The organism is Ostreiculturibacter nitratireducens (genome assembly GCF_032670585.1).
GTDB lineage: Bacteria > Pseudomonadota > Alphaproteobacteria > Rhodobacterales > Rhodobacteraceae > Ostreiculturibacter > Ostreiculturibacter nitratireducens.
Genome location: NZ_JAVQHL010000004.1, coordinates 111539 through 133489 on the forward strand (window position 1 = coordinate 111539; position 21951 = coordinate 133489).

The following is a 21951-nucleotide window of genomic DNA, read 5'->3' on the forward strand; positions in this document are numbered from 1 at the left end:
GACCAAGGTGAATGACATGTCGGCACTGAAGATCAAGAAGGGCGCGTCCAGCCATTCGGCCTACGACCTGCGCGACCCCCACGCGCAGCCGATCGAGACCCATACGCTCGCCGTGCTCGTCGACAACGAGGCGGGTGTGCTTGCGCGCGTGATCGGGCTCTTTTCCGGGCGCGGCTATAACATTGACAGCCTGACCGTGGCAGAGGTGGACCACAAGGGCCACCGGAGCCGCATCACCATCGTCACCACCGGGACGCCTTTCGTGATCGAGCAGATCAAGGCGCAGCTCGGCCGGATGGTGCCGGTGCATGACGTGCACGACCTGACTGTCGAAGGCCGCGCGGTGGAGCGCGAGCTTGCGCTCTTCAAGGTTTCCGGGACCGGAGACAAGCGGGTCGAGGCGCTGCGGCTCGCGGACATCTTCCGGGCGAACGTGGTGGACTCGACGCTGGAAAGCTTCGTGTTCGAGATCACCGGGACTTCGGAGAAGATCGATGCCTTCGCGGAACTGATGCGCCCCCTGGGGCTCTGCGACGTCGCGAGGACGGGCGTCGCGGCACTGGCCCGCGGGGCCTGAGGCGAAGACACGAAGGGCCCCGGAATTCCGGGGCCCTTCTTCCTCGCGGGTCTGTCCCCGTCAGCCGGGAAGCGTGCCGGCCTCGACTGCGGCCTGCAATTCGTCGGCGTCCACTGAACCGTCCGCGTTCGCGTCGATGGCCGCGAAGGTCTCTTCCGTCAGGTCCGGATAGGCCGCCAGCATCTCCTCCATCGAGTAGACGCCATCGCCATCAGCGTCGGCGACCATGGTCTGGGCCTGCGCCTGGGCTGCGGCAATGGCCACGACGGCGCCAAGGGTCAGAGCGAACTCCTTCATTTCATGCTCCCTTCTTGTCGGGCTCTTCCGCCCGGGGATACGTGGCAGGAACGCCACGAGAGGGAGACTGGGAGCATTCCGCCTCAACCACAACGGGAGCCGATCCAGCGTGGGTGAAAACCGCGGAGGCCCGCCGAGGGCTCGGCGGCGGACAGCCCAAGGATCGGCGGCGGTCTGCCGGTCGTGGCCTGGGAGAGCGGCACGAATACAAAAAGGGCCCCGGAAACCCGGGGCCCCTCGCCGAAGCGGGATCGTTGGCTTGTCAGCCGGCGATCGTGCCAGCCTCGACGGCGGCCTGCAGCTCGTCGGCGTCCACGGAACCGTCCGCGTTCGCGTCGATGGCGGCGAAGGTCTCTTCCGTGAGGTCCGGATAAGCGGCCACCAGCTCTTCCATCGAGTAGACGCCGTTGCCGTCCGTATCGGTGACGACGGTTTCGGCATTGGCCTGAGCCGCGGCGACGGCCAGGATGGCGCCGAGGGTCAGAACGAGCTTCTTCATTTGCACATACTCCGTATGCATTGGGCATTTTCGCCCTTGATTCAGTGGCATAAGCGCCACCGGTCGGGTATGTGCTACGCCGTTGCGGCGACCGCAAGGCCCCATTTTCTGCACGTGCGAAACGGCCTTCCGAGATCGGCAAAACTCCGCCGAGGACATGAAAACGGCCCCGGTTTGCCCCCGGGGCCTTCCCGCTGCCGTCGAAGGCAGATCGTCGATCAGGCCTCGATCAGGCCCTGCTCGCGCGCAGCCTGGAGTTCGTCCGCGTCGATGGAACCCGACCCGTCCACGTCCATCGTGGTGAAGGTTTCCTCGGTGAGATCCGGGTAGGCCGCGACGAGTTCCTCCATGGAGTAGACGCTATCGCCATCGGTGTCTTCCACCATCGTCTGGGCCGAGGCAGCGCCGGCCCCAAGTGCGCACAGGGCGGCAAAGGCAAGGATTCTGGTTTTCATCTGTCTTCTCCTCTTGCGCGGGGCAGATCCGCGCCATGAAGGCTTTCGCCCTTGAAGAAACGCGTATCGGGAGCCGCCCTGTTATTCAATATCAGCGCTCAGTCCGGCGCGGAACTTGCCTGTTATCCGATATCAACGCTCCTTCCGAACCATAACCCATTGTGGTTCCGAAAGAAAATAAGGGGGGCCCGAGGCCCCCCAAGTTTCGTTGTCCAGGCTCATCATTCATACCGCCCGGTTTCTGCCTGCGGCCTGAACAACGTCGGGGGCGAGCGCACCCGCCCCGGAACCCTCCCCCCGCCTGCGCCGGCGGGCGGCTGGATTTCAGCTACACCCGGAGGTCGCCCCGCAGGTGTTGCACTTCATGCAGGTGCCGTTGCGCACCAGCGTGTAGTTCCCGCACTCGCCGCAGGGGTCACCCTCGTAGCCCTGCATCTTGGCCTTGGCGCGGGCATCGAGGCTGACCGTGCCGCTGGCGAGGGCAGTGCTGCTGCCGGCGGCCACCGACGGCACGGCTTCCGGAACCAGCGTCGAGAGCGTCGCGACCGGGTCGGCGGCACCGGACAGCGCCGTCGCTCCCATGCCGCCCTGCAGCACCACGAGTTCCTGCGGCAGGCGCTTGCGGAGGTAGCCGGTCGAGGAAATCTGCTTCAGAACCTCGAGCGACTTCGACGCGGCACTTTCCGAAGGCTCCGCGATGTTGCGCTTGCCCTCGCCCACGCCGCCGCCGAGATCGTCGAAGGCCGCGCCCTGGGGCTTCACATGCGCAAGGTCGGTGCGGTCGAGATAGCTGACCGCCAGTTCGCGGAAGATGTAATCCAGGATCGACGTCGCGTTCTTGATCGAGTCGTTCCCCTGCACCATCCCTGCGGGCTCGAACTTGGTGAAGGTGAAGGCTTCCACGAACTCCTCCAGCGGCACGCCGTACTGGAGGCCGACGGAGACGGCGATGGCGAAGTTGTTCATCATCGCCCGGAAGCCCGCGCCTTCCTTGTGCATGTCGATGAAGATTTCGCCCAGCGTGCCGTCCTTGTATTCGCCGGTCCGCAGGTAGACCTTGTGACCGCCGACGATCGCCTTCTGGGTATAGCCCTTGCGGCGCTCCGGAAGCTTCTCGCGGTGCGAGCGGACGATCTCCTTGACCACGACCTTCTCGACGATCTTTTCGGCGAGCGTCACGGCCTTTTCCTGGGCCGAACCCGAGGCGAGGATTTCCTCCGCCTCCTCGTCGTCCTCGACGAGGGCCGCGGCCAGAGGCTGCGACAGCTTCGAACCGTCGCGGTAGAGCGCGTTGGCCTTGATGCCGAGCGACCACGACAGTTCGTAGGCGCTGAGGCAATCCTCGATCGAGGCCGAGTTCGGCATGTTGATCGTCTTGGAAATGGCGCCGGAGATGAAGCTCTGCGCCGCCGCCATCATGCGGATGTGGCTGTCAACCGAAAGGAACCGCTTGCCCTTTTTGCCGCAGGGGTTGGCGCAGTCGAAGACCTCGTAGTGCTCGGGCTTCAGGTGCGGGGCCCCTTCGAGGGTCATCGTGCCGCAGACATGGTCGTTGGCGGCGTCGATCTGTGCACGGGTGAAGCCGAGGTGACGGAGGAGGTCGAAGCCCGGGTCCATCAGCTTCTCGGCCGGGATGCCGAGGGTCTTCTTGCAGAACTCGTCTCCAAGCGTCCACTGGTTGAACACGAAGCGGATGTCGAAGGCAGAAGGCAGCGCCTTTTCGATCTTGTCGATCTCGGCCTGGCCGAAGCCGTGGCCGATCAGCGCCGTGTGGTTGATGCCTTGAGCGTTGCCCAGCGTGCCGTGACCGACAGCATAAGCGATGATCTCCTCGATCTCGGCGCCGCTGTAGCCGAGCGTCTCGAGCGCGGCCGGGACAGAGCGGTTGATGATCTTGAAGTAGCCGCCGCCCGCGAGCTTCTTGAACTTCACCAGCGCGAAGTCGGGCTCGATGCCGGTCGTGTCGCAATCCATGACGAGGCCGATCGTGCCCGTGGGGGCGATGACGGTCGACTGCGCGTTCCGGAAGCCATTCTTCTCACCGAGCTCGAGCGCCTCGTCCCAGGCTGATTTCGCCAGGGCGACAAGGGACTGGTCGGGGCAGTTGGCATGGTCGAGCGCCACGGGGTTGACCGCTAGCCCCTCGTAGCCATCCGTCTTTCCGTAAGCGGCGCGGCGGTGGTTGCGGATGACGCGCAGCATGTGGTCGCGGTTCCGCTCGAAGCCCGAGAAGGGACCAAGCTCGCCCGCGATCTCGGCCGAGGTCGCGTAGGAGACACCGGTCATAACGGCGGTCAGCGCACCGCAAAGCGCCCTGCCCTCCGGGCTGTCATAGCCGAGGCCCATGTTCATCAGCAGCCCGCCGATATTGGCGTAGCCGAGGCCAAGGGTCCGGAAGTCGTAGGAAAGCTGCGCGATCTCCTTCGACGGGAACTGCGCCATCATCACGCTGATTTCCAGCGTCAGCGTCCAGATCCGCGTGGCGTGCACATAGCCTTCGGCGTCGAACTTGCCGTTCTTGTAGAAGGTCAGCAGGTTCATCGACGCGAGGTTGCAGGCCGTGTCGTCGAGGAACATGTATTCCGAGCAGGGGTTGGAGCCCCGGATCGGGCCGTCGGTCGGGCAGGTGTGCCAGGAGTTGACGGTGTCGTGGAACTGGATGCCCGGGTCAGCGCAGGCCCAGGCGGCGTGGCCGATCTGGTCCCAGAGCTCGCGTGCCTTGACGGTCTTCGCGACCTTGCCGTCGGTGCGGCGGATCAGCTCCCAGTCGGCGTCGTCGCGAACGGCCTTGAGGAACGCATCCGTGACCCGGACCGAGTTGTTGGAGTTCTGGCCCGAAACGGTGATGTAGGCTTCACTGTCCCAATCGGTATCGTAGGTCGGGAATTCGATCGAGGAATAGCCCTGACGCGCGTATTGCAGGACGCGGTTGATGTAGGTTTCCGGGATCGAGAGCTTCTTGGCGGCCTTGATCGCCACCTTCAGGCTGTCGTTCTTCGCCGGGTCCGTCGCGTCCTCCTCGGCGCCGTCCCAGGCGCGGATCGCCGCGAAGATCTCGTTCAGGCCCTTTTCATGGGCCTTGGAGCCGGCGACGAGAGAGGCAACCTTCTGTTCCTCGATGACCTTCCAGTTGATGAAGTCCTCGATATCGGGGTGATCCATGTCGCAGATCACCATCTTGGCCGCGCGGCGCGTGGTGCCGCCCGACTTGATCGCACCGGCCGCGCGGTCGCCGATCTTGAGGAAGCCCATGAGGCCCGACGACTTGCCGCCGCCCGAGAGCGCCTCGCCCTCGCCGCGGAGCGAGGAGAAGTTCGTGCCAGTGCCCGAGCCGTACTTGAACAGGCGTGCCTCGCGGACCCAGAGGTCCATGATCCCGCCCTCGTTCACGAGGTCGTCCGACACGGACTGGATGAAGCACGCATGCGGCTGCGGGTGCTCATAGGCCGAATCGGACTTCGTGAGCTTGCCGGTCTTGTAGTCGACGTAGAAATGGCCCTGCGAGGGACCATCGATCCCGTAGGCCCAGTGCAGGCCCGTGTTGAACCACTGCGGCGAGTTCGGCGCGCCCATCTGGCGGGCAAGCATGTAGCGCATTTCGTCGTAATAGGCGCTGGCGTCTTCCTCGGTGGAGAAATAGCCGCCCTTCCAGCCCCAGTAGGCCCAGGCGCCCGCGAGGCGGTCGAAGACCTGCTTCGCCGAGCTCTCGCCCATCGAACGCTTGTCGGCGGGAAGCTTCGCAAGCGCGTCTTCGTCAGCGACCGAACGCCAGAGGAATTCCGGCACGCCCTTCTCGCGCACTTTCTTCAGCCGCGCGGGCACGCCGGCCTTGCGGAAGTATTTCTGGGCAATGACGTCCGAGGCGACCTGGCTCCAGCCCTTCGGAACTTCCACCGCGTCATTGCGGAAAACGATCTTGCCGTCGGGATTGCGGATTTCCGAAACGGTCGTGGTGAATTCGATATCCGAATAGGCGTTCTGCCCGGCGGCGGTAAATTTGCGTTCGATTTTCATTTCTGCCCCGTCTGTCGCTTCCCTGCGGCCGGGGGTTGTTGAACTCACCCCTTCACCGCTCTTGGCGCCGGTCCTTTGAAACAGGAAAGACAAGTCACCCCACCGCTGCCCGCCTTCGGGCAGCGCCGTGGTCACGCACTGTGGCGGACCCTGGTCTGCGGTTATTCTTGCCCTCCCGGTCGCCACTATATCTGGTGGCTTCCTGACCGGCTCGCACAAACTGACGTAGGATCAGCACCTGGGTCAACAGTAAATTTTGCCCGCCACAACGGATAATTCTGTTGACCTCGAAGCGCGGCCCGACCCCACGCCCGAACTCCATGATTCATTCACAGGCCGAGGCCCCGCGAAGGCCCGGCGGATTTTCCCAGCAAGAAAAGGGTCTTGCCGCGGGCTATTCAGACAATGCCTGAATTTCGTCCACAGATGGCCAGGGAAGACCGGGACGGACCGGCCGGACACGGCTGAAGCGCGACGGTTTCAGGCTAGAAGATTCGATGGTGCGCGACGATTGCGCTCTCGGGGAAGTCTCGGCGCCAACCGATCCTGCTTCGAAGGCGACGAAGCCCCCCGTTTCCGGGGAAATCCCGACAGGGCGAGAGCCGGGGACGCACAAGATGTGGATGCCCGTGCCGCAAAGATGATTCGGAAGGATGGTCGGGGCGGCGAGATTCGAACTCACGACCTACGGTACCCAAAACCGTCGCGCTACCAGGCTGCGCTACGCCCCGACTGCGACCTCTCTAGCCAATGCGGAAGCGGAAGGGAAGAACTCAGCCGCAGGGCCAGGCCGACAGAGCCTGATCCACCGCAGGGTGTCGCATCACGGCACCGGGCGCGATGCCGATGCGGGCAGCGAGCCCGCCGTTGATCTCGAGCACGTAGCGGATCGGTCCGCCCGAAGGGATCGGGGTGCGGTCGAGCGGCCGGGCGTTCTCGTGCACGCGGGTCACGCGCCCGGTTTCGTCGATGAAGATCATGTCGAGCGGGATGAGCGTGTTTTCCATCCAGAAGGCCGCTTCCTGCGTGCGTTCGTAGACGAAGAGCATTCCAGCAGAGGCCGCGAGCGCTTCGCGGTGCATGAGCCCCTGGGCACGCTCGCCCTCGTCATCGGCGACCTCGACCGTGAATCGGGCTTGGCCGCCATCCCAGCGGAATTCCACCAGATCATCGCGGCAATCCGCGGACGCAGCAGCCCCGGCCATCGCAAGCCAAAGGACTGCGGCCCGGATCATCAGTGACGATCGCGCAAGGCGGTTTCCCAAGACGCCACCTGCGCGGCCATCCGCCCCCGTTTGCCCTCGATAACCCGCAGGCAGACCGCCTCGCCGGGTTGCAGGTCGGCAAATCCCGAACGGCGCAGCACCTCGATGTGGATGAAAACGTCCTCGGGGCGCCCGAAGACGTTGCCGAAGCCAAAGCCTTTTGCCTTGTCGAACCACTTCACGCGCGCCGGTTCCAGGGGAAGCGCCGCGATCTCCTCCGCGTCGCTGTCGCTCAGATCCTCGATCGGAGGGCCGACCTCGCTCTCCGGCGGAAGGATTTCATTCACCTCGACGGCCTGGGCACCACGGGCGGTTTGTTGAACCATGACCGTGATACGCGCCCCGTCTGCCACCGAGCTTTGTCCGAAGTTACGAAGTACGTTCGCGTGCAAAAGGATATCAGGGCCGCCGTCGTCGGCGACTATGAACCCGAAGCCTTTCGCCGGATCAAACCACTTAACCCGGCCCACGACCCGGCGCTGGTCCAGCCGATCTTCTGACATGGCGTCCTTTGTGTTCTGCTCACCTCAATTCATTTGAGTTCTCATGAGCGACAGCCGCGTTTCAAGCAAAAATGTCCGGTATTCCGGACTAAATGCGACATTGTGTCTTTCACGATGCGTGAAATTCACGGATTGAGCCGATCAATATTCCACGATGCGCCGGGCGTATCCCTCTTCCACCGGAATCGGTCGTGCAGCCGGAAGGCGCCATCCGCCCAGAACTCTATCTCGACCGGGTGAATCCTGATCCCGCCCCAGAAAGGCGGGCGCTTCGGCGCGGTGCCGTGAGTCGCCGTGATCTTCGCAACCTCGGCCATCAGAGCGGTGCGCGAGGCCAAAGGCTCCGACTGGCGCGAAGCCCAGGCACCGAGGCGGCTCTTGAGGCTGCGGGAGGAGAAATACTCGTCTGCCTGCGCACCCTCCTCCCGGGTCGTGATCCCGCGCACCCGGATCTGGCGGCGCAGGCTTTTCCAGTGCATGACGAAGGCGGCCTTGCCCGAACCTTCGATCTCGCGCCCCTTGGCCGACCCGTAATTCGTGAAGAAGACGAAGGCGTCCGCCTCGATCTCCTTCAGGAGCACCATCCGGGCATTCGGCAGGCCGTCGGCATCCACCGTGGCAAGCGCGATCGCGTTCGGATCGTTCGGCTCGGTCTTCTCCGCTTCGGCGAGCCAATCCCTCGCGATCTGGAAAGGGTCATCACCCGCGAAAATTCCGCTCCGGTCCGCCATTGCATCCTCCTGCGCACTGTCCTCACACGCACCTTTCGGGTGCCCGAACTCCAACCTAGCGCTGTCCTGCCCTTGATGCAGGTGGGAACTTCGCCTAATGGTCGCCTTCGAGGAACGTATAGGGCGGGGGGAAGGGATGCCAACGCAACTGATGGCAGGCAAGCGCGGCCTCATCATGGGCCTGGCGAATGACAAGTCCATCGCCTGGGGGATCGCGAAAGCCTGCGCGGACGCCGGGGCGGAACTTGCCTTCTCCTACCAGGGCGAAGCGCTGAAGAAACGGGTCGAGCCGCTGGCGGCCTCGATCGGCGTCACCGAACTCGTGGAATGCGACGTGGCGAACGAGGGCAGCCTCGACGCGCTCTTCGCGCATCTGCAAAAGGTCTGGGGCAAACTCGACTTCGTGGTCCACGCGATCGGCTTCTCGGACAAGAACGAGCTTCGCGGCCGCTACGTCGACACGAGCCCCGAGAACTTCCGCATGACGATGGACATCTCGGTCTATTCGTTCACGGCCGTATGCCGCCGCGCGGCGGACATGATGCCGGACGGCGGCTCGCTTCTGACGCTGACCTACTACGGCGCAGAACGCGTGATGCCGCATTACAACGTCATGGGCGTGGCCAAGGCCGCGCTTGAGGCGAGCGTGCGCTACATCGCGGAGGACCTCGGCAAGGTCGGGATTCGCTGCAACGCGATCTCGGCCGGGCCGATCAAGACGCTGGCGGCCTCGGGCATCGGGGATTTCCGCTACATCCTGAAATGGAACGAACTGAACTCTCCCCTGCGCCGCAACGTGAGCCAGGACGAGGTCGGCAAATCCGCGCTTTACCTCCTGTCCGACCTCGGCTCCGGCGTGACGGGCGAGACGCATCACGTCGACTCGGGCTATCATATCGTCGGCATGAAGGCCGTGGATGCGCCGGACATCGACGTGACCACCGGACGGAACAACAACCGCGAGGACGCCCAGTGACGGATCGGCTGCCGCACGAGAAAGGCTTTCACGTATCCTGGGACCAGCTTCACCGAGATGCGCGGGCGCTTGCGTGGCGGCTGGACGGACAGGGCCCTGACGACGGAGCCTGGCGGGCGGTCGTGGCGATCACGCGCGGCGGCATGGCGCCGGCCATGATCGTAAGCCGAGAACTCGATATCCGGGTCGTCGATACGATCAGCGTGAAAAGCTACAATCACCAGATGCAGACCGAGGCGCGGGTCATCAAGGCACCGCAACCCGATATTATGGGCGACGGGACCGGGGTCCTGGTCGTCGATGACCTCGTTGACACGGGCAAGACGCTGGAACTCGTGCGCAAGCTCTATCCCAAGGCGCATTTCGCGACGGTTTACGCCAAGCCCAAGGGCAAGCCGATGGTGAACACCTACGTCACCGAGGTGAGCCAGGACACCTGGATCTTCTTCCCGTGGGACATGGCGCTGCAGTATGTCGAACCATACCGCGGCAAGGACTGAAGAACGGGAAGAACCCGAGCCGCCGCGCAAGCGGCGGAACCGTGTCCTGCATGAAGTTTTCGAACTAAGCATCGGCCTGAAGGCGCTTTTCGCCGCGTCCGAACTGATTTCCGGGATCGGGATATACCTGATTCCGTCCGGCTGGGTTCTGTCGGCTGCGCGGTGGCTGACCGCCAAGGAACTGATCGAGGATCCGACCGACCGGCTGGCCCAGTGGCTTCTGGGGCTGGCACAGCACTTCTCGATCGCCACGCAGGACTTCTGGGCGGCCTACCTCGTCGGGCACGCGGCGGTGAAACTTGCCGTCGTGGCGGGGCTGCTGCTCAGGATCCGCTGGGCCTACCCGGCCTCGATCTGGGTCCTTGTCGGCTTCATCGTCTGTCAGGCCGATCGATGGTTTCAGGACCAGTCCGTCACGATGATCCTCCTGTCGATTTTCGATCTGGTCGTGATCTGGCTGATCTGGCACGAATACAGGGAAATGAAGGCGAAGGCCGGTCCAGAGACGTGACACCCTTCCTTGCGGGGCCGCGTCTTGGCCCGAAGCACCGGCCGCGTGAGGAGAGCCGAGCGATGACCCTGCCCCTGAACCCCGCGATGGCGGCGACCGATCCGCCGCCGGTGCCGGAAGCGCGCCGCTGGCTCGAGGGCGTCACCTTCCCGCCGGGGCGCCCCCTCATCAACGTGAGCCAAGCCGCGCCGGTCGACCCGCCGCCCGAGGCGCTGCGGCAGGCGATTGCAGAGGCGTCTCTGAACGATCCCACCGCTCACCTCTACGGGCCGGTGCTCGGGATGCCGGAACTGAGGGAACAGATCGCGCGGGAATGGACCGAAGCCTACGGCGGGAGGATCGCCGCGGCAGAGGTCGCGATCACCCAGGGCTGCAACCAGGCATTCTGCGCGACGATGGCCACGATCGCCGGACCGGGAGATGAGGTCATCCTGCCAACGCCTTGGTATTTCAACCATAAAATGTGGCTGGACATGCAGGGCATCAAGACTGTCCCGCTGGCGAGCGGCGCCGGCCTGATCCCCGATCCCGAGGCGGCGATGCCGCTGATCAATGCGCGGACGAAGGCCATCGTTCTGGTCACACCGAACAACCCCGGCGGTGTGGAGTATCCGGCCGAAGTCGTGCAGGCCTTCTTCGACCTTGCCATCCAGCGGGGCATCGCGCTGATCGTCGACGAGACCTACCGCGACTTCGACGGGCGCAGCGAGGCGCCGCACGACCTCTTTGCGGACCCGGACTGGCGCGGGACGCTGATCCAGCTTTATTCCTTTTCCAAAGCCTACAGGCTGACCGGGCACAGGGTCGGCGCGATGATCGCCGACCGCGCCCGCCTGGCCGAGGTCGAGAAGTTCCAGGACACCGTGGCGATCTGCCCGAGCCAGCTGGGGCAGCACGCCGCACTCTGGGGGATGCGCAACCTCGGCGAATGGCTCAAGGGCGAACGGGAGGAGATCCTGCGGCGCCGCGCGGCAATCGAGGCCGGGCTTAAGAAGCTCGAAGGTTGGCGCCTTCTGGGTTGCGGCGCGTATTTCGCCTATGTGGAGCATCCTTTCGAAATGCCGTCCGACCAGTTGGCGCGGCGTCTCGTGGCGGAAGCGGGGGTCCTGATGCTGCCCGGAACGATGTTCAACCCGCCCGATGACCCCGCCGGCGGACGCGAGCTTCGCATCGCTTTCGCCAATATCGGCGTCGAGGAAATCGGCACTCTCATGGACCGGCTTCGGGCCGTCCGCTTCTGAGCCTTGCCCCTCCAAAGCTGAGCGCATAAACAGCGATCCGATAGAAAGGCCGGGGAGGTCCGCATGGCGAAGTCGAAAAAGGGCGCGAACACGGTAGTCTATGCGCTTCTTGCGCTTTTGATCCTCGGCCTCGGCGGCTTCGGCGTCCAGAATTTCGGCGGCAGCATCCGCTCGATCGCGAGCGTGGGCGACCAGGAGATCACGGTCAACGATTATGCCCGCGCCCTGAACCGCGAGATGCAGGCGCTATCGCAGCAGATCGGTCAGCCGGCGAACATGGCCGTGCTTCAGGCGATGGGCCGCGACGCCGCCGTGCGCGGGTCGCTGATCGCAGCCGCCGCGATGGACAACGAGGCGACCCGGATCGGCATTTCCGTCGGTGACGAGGCCGTGCGGCAGCAGATCGTGACGGCGCGTGAGTTCCAAGGCCTGACCGGCGAATTCGACCGCGATGCCTATGCCTTCGCGCTGCGGCAAGAGGGGCTGAGCGAGAGGGAATTCGAACAGAAGCTCCGTGGCGAAGCCTCGCGGATGATCCTGCAGGGAGCCGTCGTCGGCGGCGTTGCCGCGCCGGAGGCATATGGCGCGACGCTCACCGCCTGGGCCACGGAAACGCGCGACTTCACGGAGGCCGAACTGACCGCGGCCGATCTGCCCGAGCCCCTGCCCGAACCGACCGACGAGGAACTTCAGGCGCATTACGAAGCCAACATCGACGCCTTCACGAGCCTCGAGACGCGCGCCATCACCTATGTCTGGCTGAAACCCGAAGCGCTTCTGGACGAGGTCACGGTCGAGGAAGACGCGATCAAGGCCGCCTACGAGGCACGCAAGGCCGAGTTCTCGACGCCAGAGCGGCGGCTGGTCGAGCGGCTGGTGTTCCCCTCGCAGGAAGAGGCGGAGGCCGCAAAGACGCGGATCGACGCCGGGGAAGCGACCTTCACGGACGTCGTGACCGAACGCGGGCTCACGCTCGCGGACATCGACATGGGCGAGGTGAGCGAAGCGGAACTTGGCGCTGCGGGCGCGGCTGTCTTCGCCCTGACGGAGCCGGGCCTCGTAGGGCCTGTCGGGACCGACCTCGGACCGGCCCTGTTCTCGATGAACGCGATCCTCTCCGCGCAGGAAACGACCTACGAGGAGGCTCGCGAGGACCTCGAGGCGGAACTCGCGCTCGACCGGGCGCGCAGGCTCGTTCTCGAACGTTCGGCCCCGATCGAGGACGAACTGGCGGGCGGCGCCACACTTGAGGAGATCGCGAAGGAACCCGGCATGGAGTTCGGGACCGTCGAGTTCGACGCCACGGTCGAAGACGGGATCGCCGGCTACAAGGCATTCCGCGAGGCGGCGCTGGCGGCGGAGGTCGGCGATTACCCCGATCTGGCAGAACTCGAGGATGGCGGCGTCTTCTCGCTGCGGCTTGACGAGATCCGCGCCCCTGCCCCGATCCCGCTGGACAAGATCCGCGACGACGTCGTGGCATCGTGGAAGGCGGTCGAGACACAGAAGCGGCTCGTGGCGCTGGCCGAGGACTACCTTGCCCAGTTGCAGAACGGCGCGACTCTCGAAGGCCTGGGCCTTGTCGTGTCGCAGCACACGGACGCCGGGCGCGATACGTTCATCGCCGGTCTGACGCCCCAGTTCATCTCGAGGGTTTTCGAAACCGAAGAAGGCGCGCATGCAGTGGTCGACGCGAACGGAGTCCACCTGATCCGCGTCGACGCGGTCAGGCAATCCGACGCGGCCGACGCGGACGTGGCGGCGCTCCGCGCCTCTATCGACCAGCAGGTCCGTCAGTCGATCGCCAACGACATCTACGCCGGATATGTGATGGCGCTTCAGGCGGAAGCGGGCATATCGCTCAATCCCACGGCTGTCGAAGCCGTCCATGCGCAGATGCGCTGAGGCACGAAATGGCGCTGATCCCGAGTTTCGAGGACTTCGAGGCCGGCTGGGAAGCCGGGCGCAACCAGTTGGTCTACACACGGCTTGCGGCGGACCTCGATACGCCCGTGTCGCTGATGCTGAAGCTGGGCGAGGCGTCGAAGAACACCTTCATGCTGGAAAGCGTCACGGGCGGCGAAGTCCGCGGGCGCTATTCGGTCGTCGGCATGAAACCCGACCTGATATGGGACTGCCACGGCACCCAGAGCCGGATCAACCGGCAGGCCCGGTTCGACGACGCGGCTTTCGAACCCCTGCCCGGCCATCCGCTGGAGACGCTTCGCGCGCTGATCGCGGAGAGCAGGATCGAGATGCCCGAGGGGCTGCCGGCAATTTCGGCCGGGCTGTTCGGTTATCTCGGCTATGACATGATCCGCCTCGTGGAACGTCTGCCGGACGTGAACCCCGACCCGATCGGCGTCCCGGACGCGGTGCTGATGCGGCCTTCGGTGGTGGCAGTTCTTGACGGGGTCAAGGGCGAGGTGACCGTGGTGTCGCCCGCTTGGGTCACCTCTGGCCTGACGGCCCGCGCGGCCTACGCCCAGGCGGCCGAGCGTGTGATGGACGCGGTGCGCGACCTCGACCGCCAGGTGACGGGCGCGGCCCGGTCGTTGGGCGAAGCGGCGGAGATGGGCGAACCCGTCTCGAACTTCACCAAGGACGGCTACAAGGCCGCCGTCGAGAAGGCCAAGGAATACATCCGCGCGGGCGACATCTTCCAGGTGGTTCCGTCGCAACGCTGGACGGCGGACTTCCCGCTGCCGCCCTTCGCGCTTTACCGGTCGCTCCGGCGGACCAACCCCTCGCCCTTCATGACCTTCTACAATTTCGGCGAGTTCCAGATCGTGGGCGCCTCGCCCGAGATCCTTGTGCGCCTGAGGGGCGGCGAGGTCACGATCCGGCCGATCGCCGGGACGCGCCCCCGTGGACGGACGCCGGAGGAGGATCGCGAGAACGAGGTGGATCTTCTCGCTGACGAGAAGGAGCGCGCGGAGCACCTGATGCTGCTCGACCTCGGGCGGAACGACGTCGGGCGCGTGGCGAAGGTCGGAACCGTGCGGCCGACGGAGAAGTTCATCATCGAACGCTACAGCCACGTGATGCACATCGTCTCCAACGTGGTGGGCGAGATCGAGGAGGGCGAGGACGCGCTTTCGGCGCTTCTCGCCGGCCTGCCTGCCGGGACGGTGTCCGGCGCGCCGAAAGTCCGCGCGATGGAGATCATCGACGAACTCGAGCCCGAGAAGCGCGGGATCTATGGCGGCGGCGTCGGCTACTTCGCGGCGAACGGCGAGATGGACATGTGCATCGCGCTGAGGACGGCCGTCGTGAAAGGCGGCAAGCTCTACGTCCAGGCCGGCGGCGGCGTCGTCTATGACAGCGATCCCGAGGCCGAGTGGCAGGAAACCGTCAACAAGTCGCGCGCGCTGGTCGCGGCTGCTCGTGACGCAGGGCTCTTCCACGGCAGCGGAAACGGCTGACCATCCAGAGACGAAGTCGGAAAAAGCGCCCGCGGTCGAATCCGGCCCGCGGGCGCATTGCTTTGGAGTCGGTAAGGAAGCCCGGTCAGCCTTCCGGCTGCGCCGACCTCACGACCGCCGAGACCGGCGCCAACGCCACCGACCCGCCGGAGCCGAGTGCCCAGGCCGTGATCGACGCGACGGTCGTGGGATAGCTGTGCGCTACGAGTACGGCGCTTCCAGACACCGCGGCGTCGAAGGCTGCGCGGTCGAGAGACCGGCGAATCGTGATGTCGTCCTCGCCCGCCTCGTCCAGAACACGGACGACCTCCGCATGCGGAAGGGCTGCCGCCGCTGCAAGCTGATCAGCCGCGTTGAGGCCCTTGTCGTAGGTGATGAGGCCGAGGCCCGCCGCCTGGAGGATCGCGACCACCTGCTGCGACAAACGGCGATCGTTCTGGAACACGGCTTCCGGCAGGTCGATGACCGCCATCGCCTGCGGCAGAACCGCGAGGTTGTTCTGGAACGTGACCTCTACATCCTTGGGCGCGGCGCCTGCCGGAATTCCCGTGGCCAGCATCGCGACTTCGAAGCCCGCGGCGCGGTATGTCTCCGCCGCCTCGGTTGCATCGGGGCGAAGCGGGTCGATTGCGACGGTGACAGTGAACGGAAGTTCGGCGAGAGCGGCGGCATCGAGGCCACCCGCCTCCGAGCCGGAATCAATCAGAACGATGCCGAGAAGCGGCTTGCTTTCGGGATTCTCGAATGCAGCGGCATTGCGCTCGAAGGCAGTGCCTTCCGGCGCGTCCTCTGTCGCCGCGGCCTCCGCCGCGGACTCCTCGACGCCGATGCTCGGCAGACGGTTCACGCGAACGCCGGGCAGCGCCCGTCCGCCGTCGGCGGCTTCCGCTGCCGGCACCTCCGCCCCGTCGTCGATCGTTGGCAACTGGTTGACGCGAACACCGGCTATGTCACCGAAGCCGGGTTGGGGCGGCTGCGCGGTCTTTATCGCATCTTCGTTCACCTCGCCCGTGGGGGGCGCACTGTCGGCGGCGTCCGGCGCGGGCTGCTCCGCCGCTTCGGCGGAAGCCGCCTTTGCGGGGGCCGCCTCGACCGTTCCGGCAGACTCGGGCTGCCCGGTGGCGGCCGCGGTCGGCGCGTCGGCGACCTCTCCGACGGAGGGAGCTTCGGCGGGCTTCACGGAGGATTCGGCCCCGACAGGCTGGGTGACGTCCCCTGCGGCGGAAGCGACGCGGTCGGCATCCGAAGCCGCGGGCTTCTTGGCTTCAGAGTCGGCCACGGCGGCTGGCGCCGATTCCGGCTGAGTCGCCTTCAGCGTGTCGGGCGTCGGCGCGGCAGCGGGAGCCGTCTGCGACGCGACCTCGGCCGCGTCTTCCGCTTCAGCCGCTGCTTCCGGCTCGGCGGCGCCGGCCACCTCGGCCGCAGCCCCCGCGGCCGTTTCCGGCGCGGGTTCGGAGGCCGTTTCGGGCGCGGGCGCGGCGGCGGATTCGGGTTCAGGCTGAGCCGCGGCGTCCGGGGCTACCCCCGTCGCAGTCTCGGTCTGGACCGCGGCCTCGGGCGCCACTTCCGGTGCTGCCTCAGGTTGAGGCTCGGCCACGGTTTTCTCTTCCACCGGCGCTTCGGCCTTGGGCTCGACGCTTTCCGCCGGCAAGGGTCTCGCCTTGGGCGGCGGTCCCGAGAACGGCGCGCCCGGGGGCGGGATCATGAGCGACATGCCCGCCAGGAAGAGCGTCGAAAAGATGACGCCCCATAGAACTCCGAAGAAGATGCCCCTGCCCACAGTGACCTCCGCCTGTCCTGCGCCCGCGCCGATACCCTGCTATATCGGTGCTGCTTCTGCCCTTTGTCCGCTTGTCACCCTTGACCCCGGCGCGCGGCTCTGACCATGTATAACCCGACTTGAAAAGGGGTTCACCCTAAAAGACGCAAGGCTACCATGCTGCTGCTCATCGATAACTACGACAGTTTCACCTACAACCTCGTGCACTACCTGGGCGAGCTGGGCGCTGACGTGGTCGTTCGCCGCAATGACGCACTGGACGTTCAGGCGGCCATGGCCATGCGGCCGGAGGCAATCGTGCTGTCGCCGGGCCCCTGCGATCCGGACCAGGCGGGCATCTGCCTCGCGCTCACAGAGGCGGCCGCCGAAACAAGGACACCGCTCCTTGGTGTCTGCCTCGGGCACCAGACCATCGGCCAGGCCTTCGGTGGGCATGTCGTGCGCTGCCACGAGATCGTGCACGGCAAGATGGGCGCGATACACCATTTCGCTCAGGGCGTCTTCAAGGGCCTGCCCTCGCCCTTCCTCGCGACGCGGTACCATTCACTGGTCGTCGAGCGCGCCACCCTGCCCGACTGCCTGGAAGTCACCGCATGGCTCGAGGACGGGACCATCATGGGCCTGCGGCACCGCGAGTTGCCGATCGAGGGGGTGCAGTTCCACCCCGAATCGATCGCCTCCGAACATGGGCACCAGATGTTGCTGAATTTCCTTGAAAGCTCCGGCGTGAGCCTGAGGCAGGCGGCATGAGCGCCGAGATCCGGCCGCTGATCGGGCTGGCCGCCGACCGGCCGCTGACGCGGGAAGAAGCCGAAGTCGCCTTCGAGGCTCTCTTCGAGGGCGCCGCGACGCCCTCGCAGATGGGCGGGTTCCTGATGGCGCTGCGGACGCGCGGGGAGACGGTCGAGGAAATCGCGGCTGCCGCGTCGGTGATGCGAGCCAAGTGCAACAAGGTGCGGGCCCCCTCGGGTGCGATGGACATCGTGGGCACGGGCGGCGACGGGCGGGGAACGCTCAATATCTCTACCGCGACGGCCTTCGTCGTAGCGGGAGCAGGCGTGCCCGTGGCCAAGCACGGCAACCGGAATCTCTCGTCGAAATCCGGCGCGGCCGACGCGCTGACGCAGATGGGCGTCAACGTGATGGTCGGCGCGGACGTCGTGGAACGCGCGCTCTCCGAGGTGGGGATCGCCTTCATGATGGCGCCAATGCACCACCCCGCGATCCGGCACGTGATGCCGACACGGGCCGAACTTGGGACGCGGACGGTGTTCAACCTGCTCGGCCCACTGACGAACCCAGCGGGAGTGAAGCGGCAGCTGACCGGGGCATTTTCCCGCGCGTGGATCCGGCCGATGGCGGAAGTTCTGGGCGCGCTCGGCTCCGAGGCGGCCTGGCTCGTCCACGGGGGCGACGGAACGGACGAGCTGTCGATCGCCGGCGTAAGCTGGGTGGCGGCCCTGGAAGCCGGGAAGGTGCGCGAATTCGAGGTGCATCCTGAGGAGGCGGGGCTGCCCGTCCATCCGTTCGAGGCGATCCTCGGCGGCGAACCCGAAGAGAACGCAGCGGCCTTCAGGGCACTTCTGGCCGGAGAGAAGGGCGCCTATCGCGATGCCGTTCTTTTCAATGCGGCGGCGGCATTCGTTGTCGCGGGGAAGGCCGGGACTCTGAAGGATGGAGCGCAGCTGGCCGCGGAAAGCATCGACTCCGGCGCGGCGCGGGAGAAAGTGGAGGCGCTTGCTCGGATCACCTCGGCGGGCTGAGGTGCGGCAGCGCGCAACGTGCCGACCACAATAGTCGTGCCAGGATTGACGCAAGAGTCGTTGCGAACCGCTCGCGGGCGCTTTTCCCGGGTCCGGGGGACAGGTAAGAGAGGCCATGGATATTCTCGACAAGATCAAGGCTTACAAGCTGGAGGAGATCGCGGCAGCCAAGGCGGCGCGGCCTCTGGCGGAGGTAGAGGCGGCGGCCCGCGAAACGGACGCGCCTCGCGGTTTCTACCAGGCACTCTCCGACGCGGCGCGGACCGGCTACGGCCTGATCGCGGAAATAAAGAAGGCGAGCCCGTCGAAGGGCCTGATCCGGGCGGATTTCGACCCGGTCGCGCTTGCGAAGGCCTACGAAGCCGGCGGCGCGGCCTGCCTTTCGGTGCTGACAGACGGGCCGTCTTTCCAGGGCGCGCCGGAATACCTCACCGCGGCGCGGGCGGCCGTGTCGCTGCCCTGCCTGCGGAAGGATTTCCTTTACGACACCTACCAGGTCGCCGAAGCGCGGGCTTGGGGTGCGGATTGCATCCTGATCATCATGGCAAGCGTATCCGACGCGCAGGCGGCGGAGCTCGAGGCGGCGGCGGAAGCCTGGGGAATGGACGCGCTTCTCGAGGTCCACGACGAGGCGGAGCTTGAGCGCGCGACGCTGCTGAAGAGCCCGATGGTCGGAATAAACAACCGTAATCTCAAGACCTTCGAGGTCACTCTTGAGACGACGAAACGGCTGGCGAAGCTGGTGCCCGAGGGGCGCATGATCGTCGCAGAGAGCGGGATATTCACGCCGGACGACCTCGCGGACCTAGCGCGGTACGGGGCTCGGGCCTTCCTCATCGGGGAAAGCCTGATGCGTCAGGACGACGTGGAAGCCGCGACGCGGGCGCTCCTCGCCTCGCCGCCCCGGATGGGAGGAGTGTGATGTCGCTGACGCATTTCGACGACAAGGGGCGGGCCCACATGGTCGATGTCGGCGACAAGGCCGTGACCGACCGCGTCGCCGTGGCCGAGGGGCGCGTCGTCATGTTGCCCGAGACGCTCGCGCACGTGCTGGAAGGCACGGCGAAGAAGGGTGACGTCCTGGGCGTCGCGCGGATCGCCGGGATCATGGCGGCGAAGCGAACATCTGACCTGATTCCGCTCTGCCATCCCCTGCCGATCACGAAAGTGGCGATGGAGCTAATTCCCGATCCCGACCTGCCGGGCGTGCGGATAGAGGCCACGGTGAAGACCTCCGGCCAGACCGGGGTCGAGATGGAGGCACTGACCGCCGTCTCCGTCGCCGCGCTGACGGTCTACGACATGCTCAAGGCCGTGGAGAAGTCCATGCGCATCGAGGGCGTCCGCGTGATCCTGAAAGATGGCGGAAAATCCGGTCGTTACGAGGCGGAATGAAGGTGATCGCATGATCTCCGTCGAAGAGGCTCTGGCGAGGGTTCTGGCGCTTGCGGCGCCTGTCCCGGCGGAAACCGTGCCGTTGAGGAAGGCCGCCGGCCGGGTCCTGCGGGCGAACGCGACGGCTCGCAGGGACCAGCCGCCCTTCTCGGCCTCTGCGATGGATGGTTATGCGATCCGCGAGACGGACCATGTCGCGGGCGCGAAGCTCCGGGTGATCGGCGAGGCGGCGGCGGGGCACGGGTTCCCTGGCCAGGTCGGCCAGGGCGAGGCGGTGCGGATTTCCACCGGCGCGCCGATTCCGGACGGGGCGGAACGGGTCGTCCTCCAGGAGGACGCGCCACGCGAAGGGGATGTCATCCTCCTTGGCGAAGCCCTTGAGAAGGAAACGCATATCCGTCCGCTGGGCCAGGATTTCCGGGCCGGAGATGGCATGTCCGCGCCACGCCGCCTCAGGGCCGTCGACCTTGCCCTTCTCGCTGCGATGAACGTACCGGAAGTGACGGTCGCGCGCCGCCCGGTGGTGGCGATGATCGCGACCGGGGATGAACTCGTGATGCCGGGGGAGGAACCGGGGCCCGACCAGATCATCGCCTCGAACTCCTTCGCGCTCGCCGCGATGGCGGAAGCGGAAGGCGCCGAGGTCCGCATGTTGCCGATCGCCCGCGACACCGAGGAAAGCCTCCGATTCACGCTTGCGCTGGCCGAGGGCGCGGACCTCGTCGTGACGATGGGCGGCGCCTCGGTAGGGGATCATGACCTCGTCGGCGCGGTCGCCGGGATGATGGGACTGGAGAGGTCCTTCTACAAGATCGCCATGCGGCCCGGGAAACCGCTGATGGCCGGCCGGCTGGGTGACGCCGCGCTTCTCGGACTTCCCGGAAACCCTGTTTCGTCAATTGTTTGCGGGCATCTCTTCATGTTGCCGATGCTGAGGGCGATGCTGGGCCTTCCCGAAGTGCATGCACCGCGCCTGCGCGCCCGCCTCGCCGCCGATCTGCCGGCGAACGGACCGCGTGAGCACTACATGCGTGCAAGGCTGGAACCCGCCGGGGGGCTTCCCCTGATCCGGACCTTTGCGAACCAGGATTCCTCGCTGCTCGGGGTCCTCTCGCAGGCCGACGCGCTTCTTGTTCGCGCTGCGGCGGAAGGGCCGAGACAGGAAGGGGAAGAGGTAGACTACATCGCACTCTGAGCCTGAGATCGTTGACACAAAACGGGAACGGGTCTAGAACATCCATTGAACACGGACGAGGCTCGCCAGACGAGGCCCCAATCGAGGGATGTGAGCATGCTGACCCGCAAACAGTTGGAACTTCTTGATTTCATCCAGAAACGAATGGCGCGTGATGGCGTGCCGCCGTCATTCGACGAGATGAAGGACGCTCTCGACCTGCGGTCGAAGTCGGGCATCCACCGGCTGATCACGGCGCTGGAGGAACGCGGCTTCATCAGGCGGCTCGCGCACAGGGCGCGCGCGATCGAAATCGTGAAGCTTCCCGAAGCGATGGAGAAGCCCTCCTTCCGGCCCCGCGTGATCGAGGGCGACCGGCCCGCAACGCCGAAAGGCGCCATGACGGTCGAATCCGTCGGCGCCATGGAACTCCCGGTGATGGGGCGGATCGCGGCGGGCGTACCGATCGAAGCCATTTCCGAGGTTTCGCACCATGTGGCGGTTCCCGGCACGATGCTGTCGGGCCGCGGTCAGCACTATGCGCTTGAGGTGAAGGGCGATTCGATGATCGATGCCGGGATCAACGACGGCGATATCGTCGTGATCCGTGAACAGACGACAGCCGACAACGGGGATATCGTCGTCGCGCTCGTCGAGGGGCAGGAGGCGACGCTGAAGAAGTTCCGCCGCGCAAACGGAATGATCGCGCTCGAAGCCGCGAACCCGGCCTACGAAACGCGGCTTCTTCGTGAGGATCAGGTGAAGGTGCAGGGCCGTCTCGTCGGCCTGATCCGGAGCTACTGAGCGCCCGCGGGGCCGGGGCACGGGCGGACACCCCGCGCGCC

The 21951-nt window shown here is 65.9% G+C and carries 21 protein-coding genes and 1 tRNA gene; 13 read left to right on the top strand and 9 right to left on the bottom strand.

Features of this window, described 5'->3' with window-relative positions; genetic code table 11:
* Positions 1-16 precede the first annotated feature (16 nt).
* Positions 17-577: an acetolactate synthase small subunit gene (ilvN, locus tag ABCN56_RS17355; RefSeq protein WP_343082093.1), complete on the top strand. Its 561-nt coding sequence runs from the start codon at positions 17-19 to the stop codon at positions 575-577.
* A gap of 60 nt (positions 578-637) precedes the next feature.
* Here the strand turns inward: ilvN and ABCN56_RS17360 are convergent, their stop codons facing one another.
* From ABCN56_RS17360 to pdxH, 8 genes are all read right to left on the bottom strand, one after another.
* Positions 638-874 (bottom strand): EF-hand domain-containing protein, encoded by a 237-nt coding sequence (locus tag ABCN56_RS17360; protein ID WP_343082094.1) that lies wholly within the window; start codon positions 872-874, stop codon positions 638-640.
* Between the two features lie 262 nt (positions 875-1136).
* Positions 1137-1373 carry an EF-hand domain-containing protein gene (locus ABCN56_RS17365; RefSeq protein ID WP_343082095.1) on the bottom strand — a complete coding sequence of 79 codons (237 nt, stop codon included), beginning with the start codon at positions 1371-1373 and terminating at the stop codon, positions 1137-1139.
* A gap of 218 nt (positions 1374-1591) precedes the next feature.
* Positions 1592-1828, bottom strand: coding sequence for an EF-hand domain-containing protein (locus ABCN56_RS17370; RefSeq protein ID WP_343082096.1), 237 nt, complete (start codon positions 1826-1828; stop codon positions 1592-1594).
* Between the two features lie 324 nt (positions 1829-2152).
* On the bottom strand, positions 2153-5842 hold the full coding sequence (locus tag ABCN56_RS17375; protein ID WP_343082097.1) for a vitamin B12-dependent ribonucleotide reductase: 3690 nt from the start codon (positions 5840-5842) through the stop codon (positions 2153-2155).
* Between the two features lie 654 nt (positions 5843-6496).
* Positions 6497-6573 (bottom strand) — tRNA-Pro (locus tag ABCN56_RS17380).
* 42 nt (positions 6574-6615) lie between these two features.
* Positions 6616-7077 (bottom strand): DUF192 domain-containing protein, encoded by a 462-nt coding sequence (locus ABCN56_RS17385; protein WP_343082098.1) that lies wholly within the window; start codon positions 7075-7077, stop codon positions 6616-6618.
* Positions 7077-7610, bottom strand: coding sequence for a cold-shock protein (locus tag ABCN56_RS17390; RefSeq protein WP_343082099.1), 534 nt, complete (start codon positions 7608-7610; stop codon positions 7077-7079). The genes ABCN56_RS17385 and ABCN56_RS17390 overlap by 1 nt, the downstream gene beginning before the upstream one ends.
* Positions 7611-7735: 125 nt before the next feature.
* On the bottom strand, positions 7736-8341 hold the full coding sequence (gene pdxH / locus ABCN56_RS17395; protein ID WP_343082100.1) for a pyridoxamine 5'-phosphate oxidase: 606 nt from the start codon (positions 8339-8341) through the stop codon (positions 7736-7738).
* 136 nt (positions 8342-8477) lie between these two features.
* On the opposite strand from pdxH, the gene fabI reads away from it, so the two are divergent.
* The 6 genes from fabI (at position 8478) to trpE (ending at position 14994) form a co-directional block, all read left to right on the top strand.
* A complete protein-coding gene (gene fabI / locus ABCN56_RS17400; protein ID WP_343082101.1) occupies positions 8478-9317 on the top strand; it encodes an enoyl-ACP reductase FabI in 840 nt (279 codons plus the stop codon).
* On the top strand, positions 9314-9817 hold the full coding sequence (gpt, locus tag ABCN56_RS17405; RefSeq protein WP_343082102.1) for a xanthine phosphoribosyltransferase: 504 nt from the start codon (positions 9314-9316) through the stop codon (positions 9815-9817). Before fabI ends, gpt begins: the two co-directional genes overlap by 4 nt.
* Positions 9789-10328, top strand: a complete 540-nt coding sequence (locus ABCN56_RS17410; protein WP_343082103.1) for a DUF2127 domain-containing protein — start codon at positions 9789-9791, stop codon at positions 10326-10328. Before gpt ends, ABCN56_RS17410 begins: the two co-directional genes overlap by 29 nt.
* A 62-nt stretch (positions 10329-10390) precedes the next feature.
* The gene (locus ABCN56_RS17415) at positions 10391-11569 is read left to right on the top strand and encodes an aminotransferase (RefSeq protein ID WP_343082104.1); all 1179 of its coding nucleotides are present in this window, start codon (positions 10391-10393) and stop codon (positions 11567-11569) included.
* Between the two features lie 63 nt (positions 11570-11632).
* Positions 11633-13474: a peptidylprolyl isomerase gene (locus tag ABCN56_RS17420; RefSeq protein WP_343082105.1), complete on the top strand. Its 1842-nt coding sequence runs from the start codon at positions 11633-11635 to the stop codon at positions 13472-13474.
* Positions 13475-13482: 8 nt separating this feature from the next.
* A complete protein-coding gene (gene trpE, locus ABCN56_RS17425; RefSeq protein ID WP_343082106.1) occupies positions 13483-14994 on the top strand; it encodes an anthranilate synthase component I in 1512 nt (503 codons plus the stop codon).
* An 85-nt stretch (positions 14995-15079) separates the two neighbouring features.
* Here trpE and ABCN56_RS17430 read toward each other — a convergent pair whose 3' ends face one another.
* The gene (locus tag ABCN56_RS17430) at positions 15080-16774 is read right to left on the bottom strand and encodes a divergent polysaccharide deacetylase family protein (RefSeq protein ID WP_343082107.1); all 1695 of its coding nucleotides are present in this window, start codon (positions 16772-16774) and stop codon (positions 15080-15082) included.
* Positions 16775-16930: 156 nt separating this feature from the next.
* Here ABCN56_RS17430 and ABCN56_RS17435 point away from each other — a divergent pair, with 156 nt between their 5' ends.
* The 6 genes from ABCN56_RS17435 (at position 16931) to lexA (ending at position 21910) form a co-directional block, all read left to right on the top strand.
* Positions 16931-17524, top strand: coding sequence for an aminodeoxychorismate/anthranilate synthase component II (locus ABCN56_RS17435; RefSeq protein WP_343082108.1), 594 nt, complete (start codon positions 16931-16933; stop codon positions 17522-17524).
* Positions 17521-18537 (top strand): anthranilate phosphoribosyltransferase, encoded by a 1017-nt coding sequence (trpD, locus tag ABCN56_RS17440; RefSeq protein WP_343082109.1) that lies wholly within the window; start codon positions 17521-17523, stop codon positions 18535-18537. The genes ABCN56_RS17435 and trpD overlap by 4 nt, the downstream gene beginning before the upstream one ends.
* 115 nt (positions 18538-18652) lie before the next feature.
* Complete coding sequence (gene trpC / locus ABCN56_RS17445; protein WP_343082110.1) at positions 18653-19459, top strand: indole-3-glycerol phosphate synthase TrpC; 807 nt, start codon at positions 18653-18655, stop codon at positions 19457-19459.
* Entirely contained in the window at positions 19459-19932 is a 474-nt protein-coding gene (moaC, locus tag ABCN56_RS17450) for a cyclic pyranopterin monophosphate synthase MoaC (RefSeq protein ID WP_343082111.1), read from the top strand. The genes trpC and moaC overlap by 1 nt, the downstream gene beginning before the upstream one ends.
* 10 nt (positions 19933-19942) lie before the next feature.
* A complete protein-coding gene (locus ABCN56_RS17455) occupies positions 19943-21127 on the top strand; it encodes a molybdopterin molybdotransferase MoeA (protein WP_343082112.1) in 1185 nt (394 codons plus the stop codon).
* Positions 21128-21223: 96 nt separating this feature from the next.
* The gene (gene lexA, locus ABCN56_RS17460; RefSeq protein ID WP_343082113.1) at positions 21224-21910 is read left to right on the top strand and encodes a transcriptional repressor LexA; all 687 of its coding nucleotides are present in this window, start codon (positions 21224-21226) and stop codon (positions 21908-21910) included.
* Positions 21911-21951 lie beyond the last annotated feature (41 nt).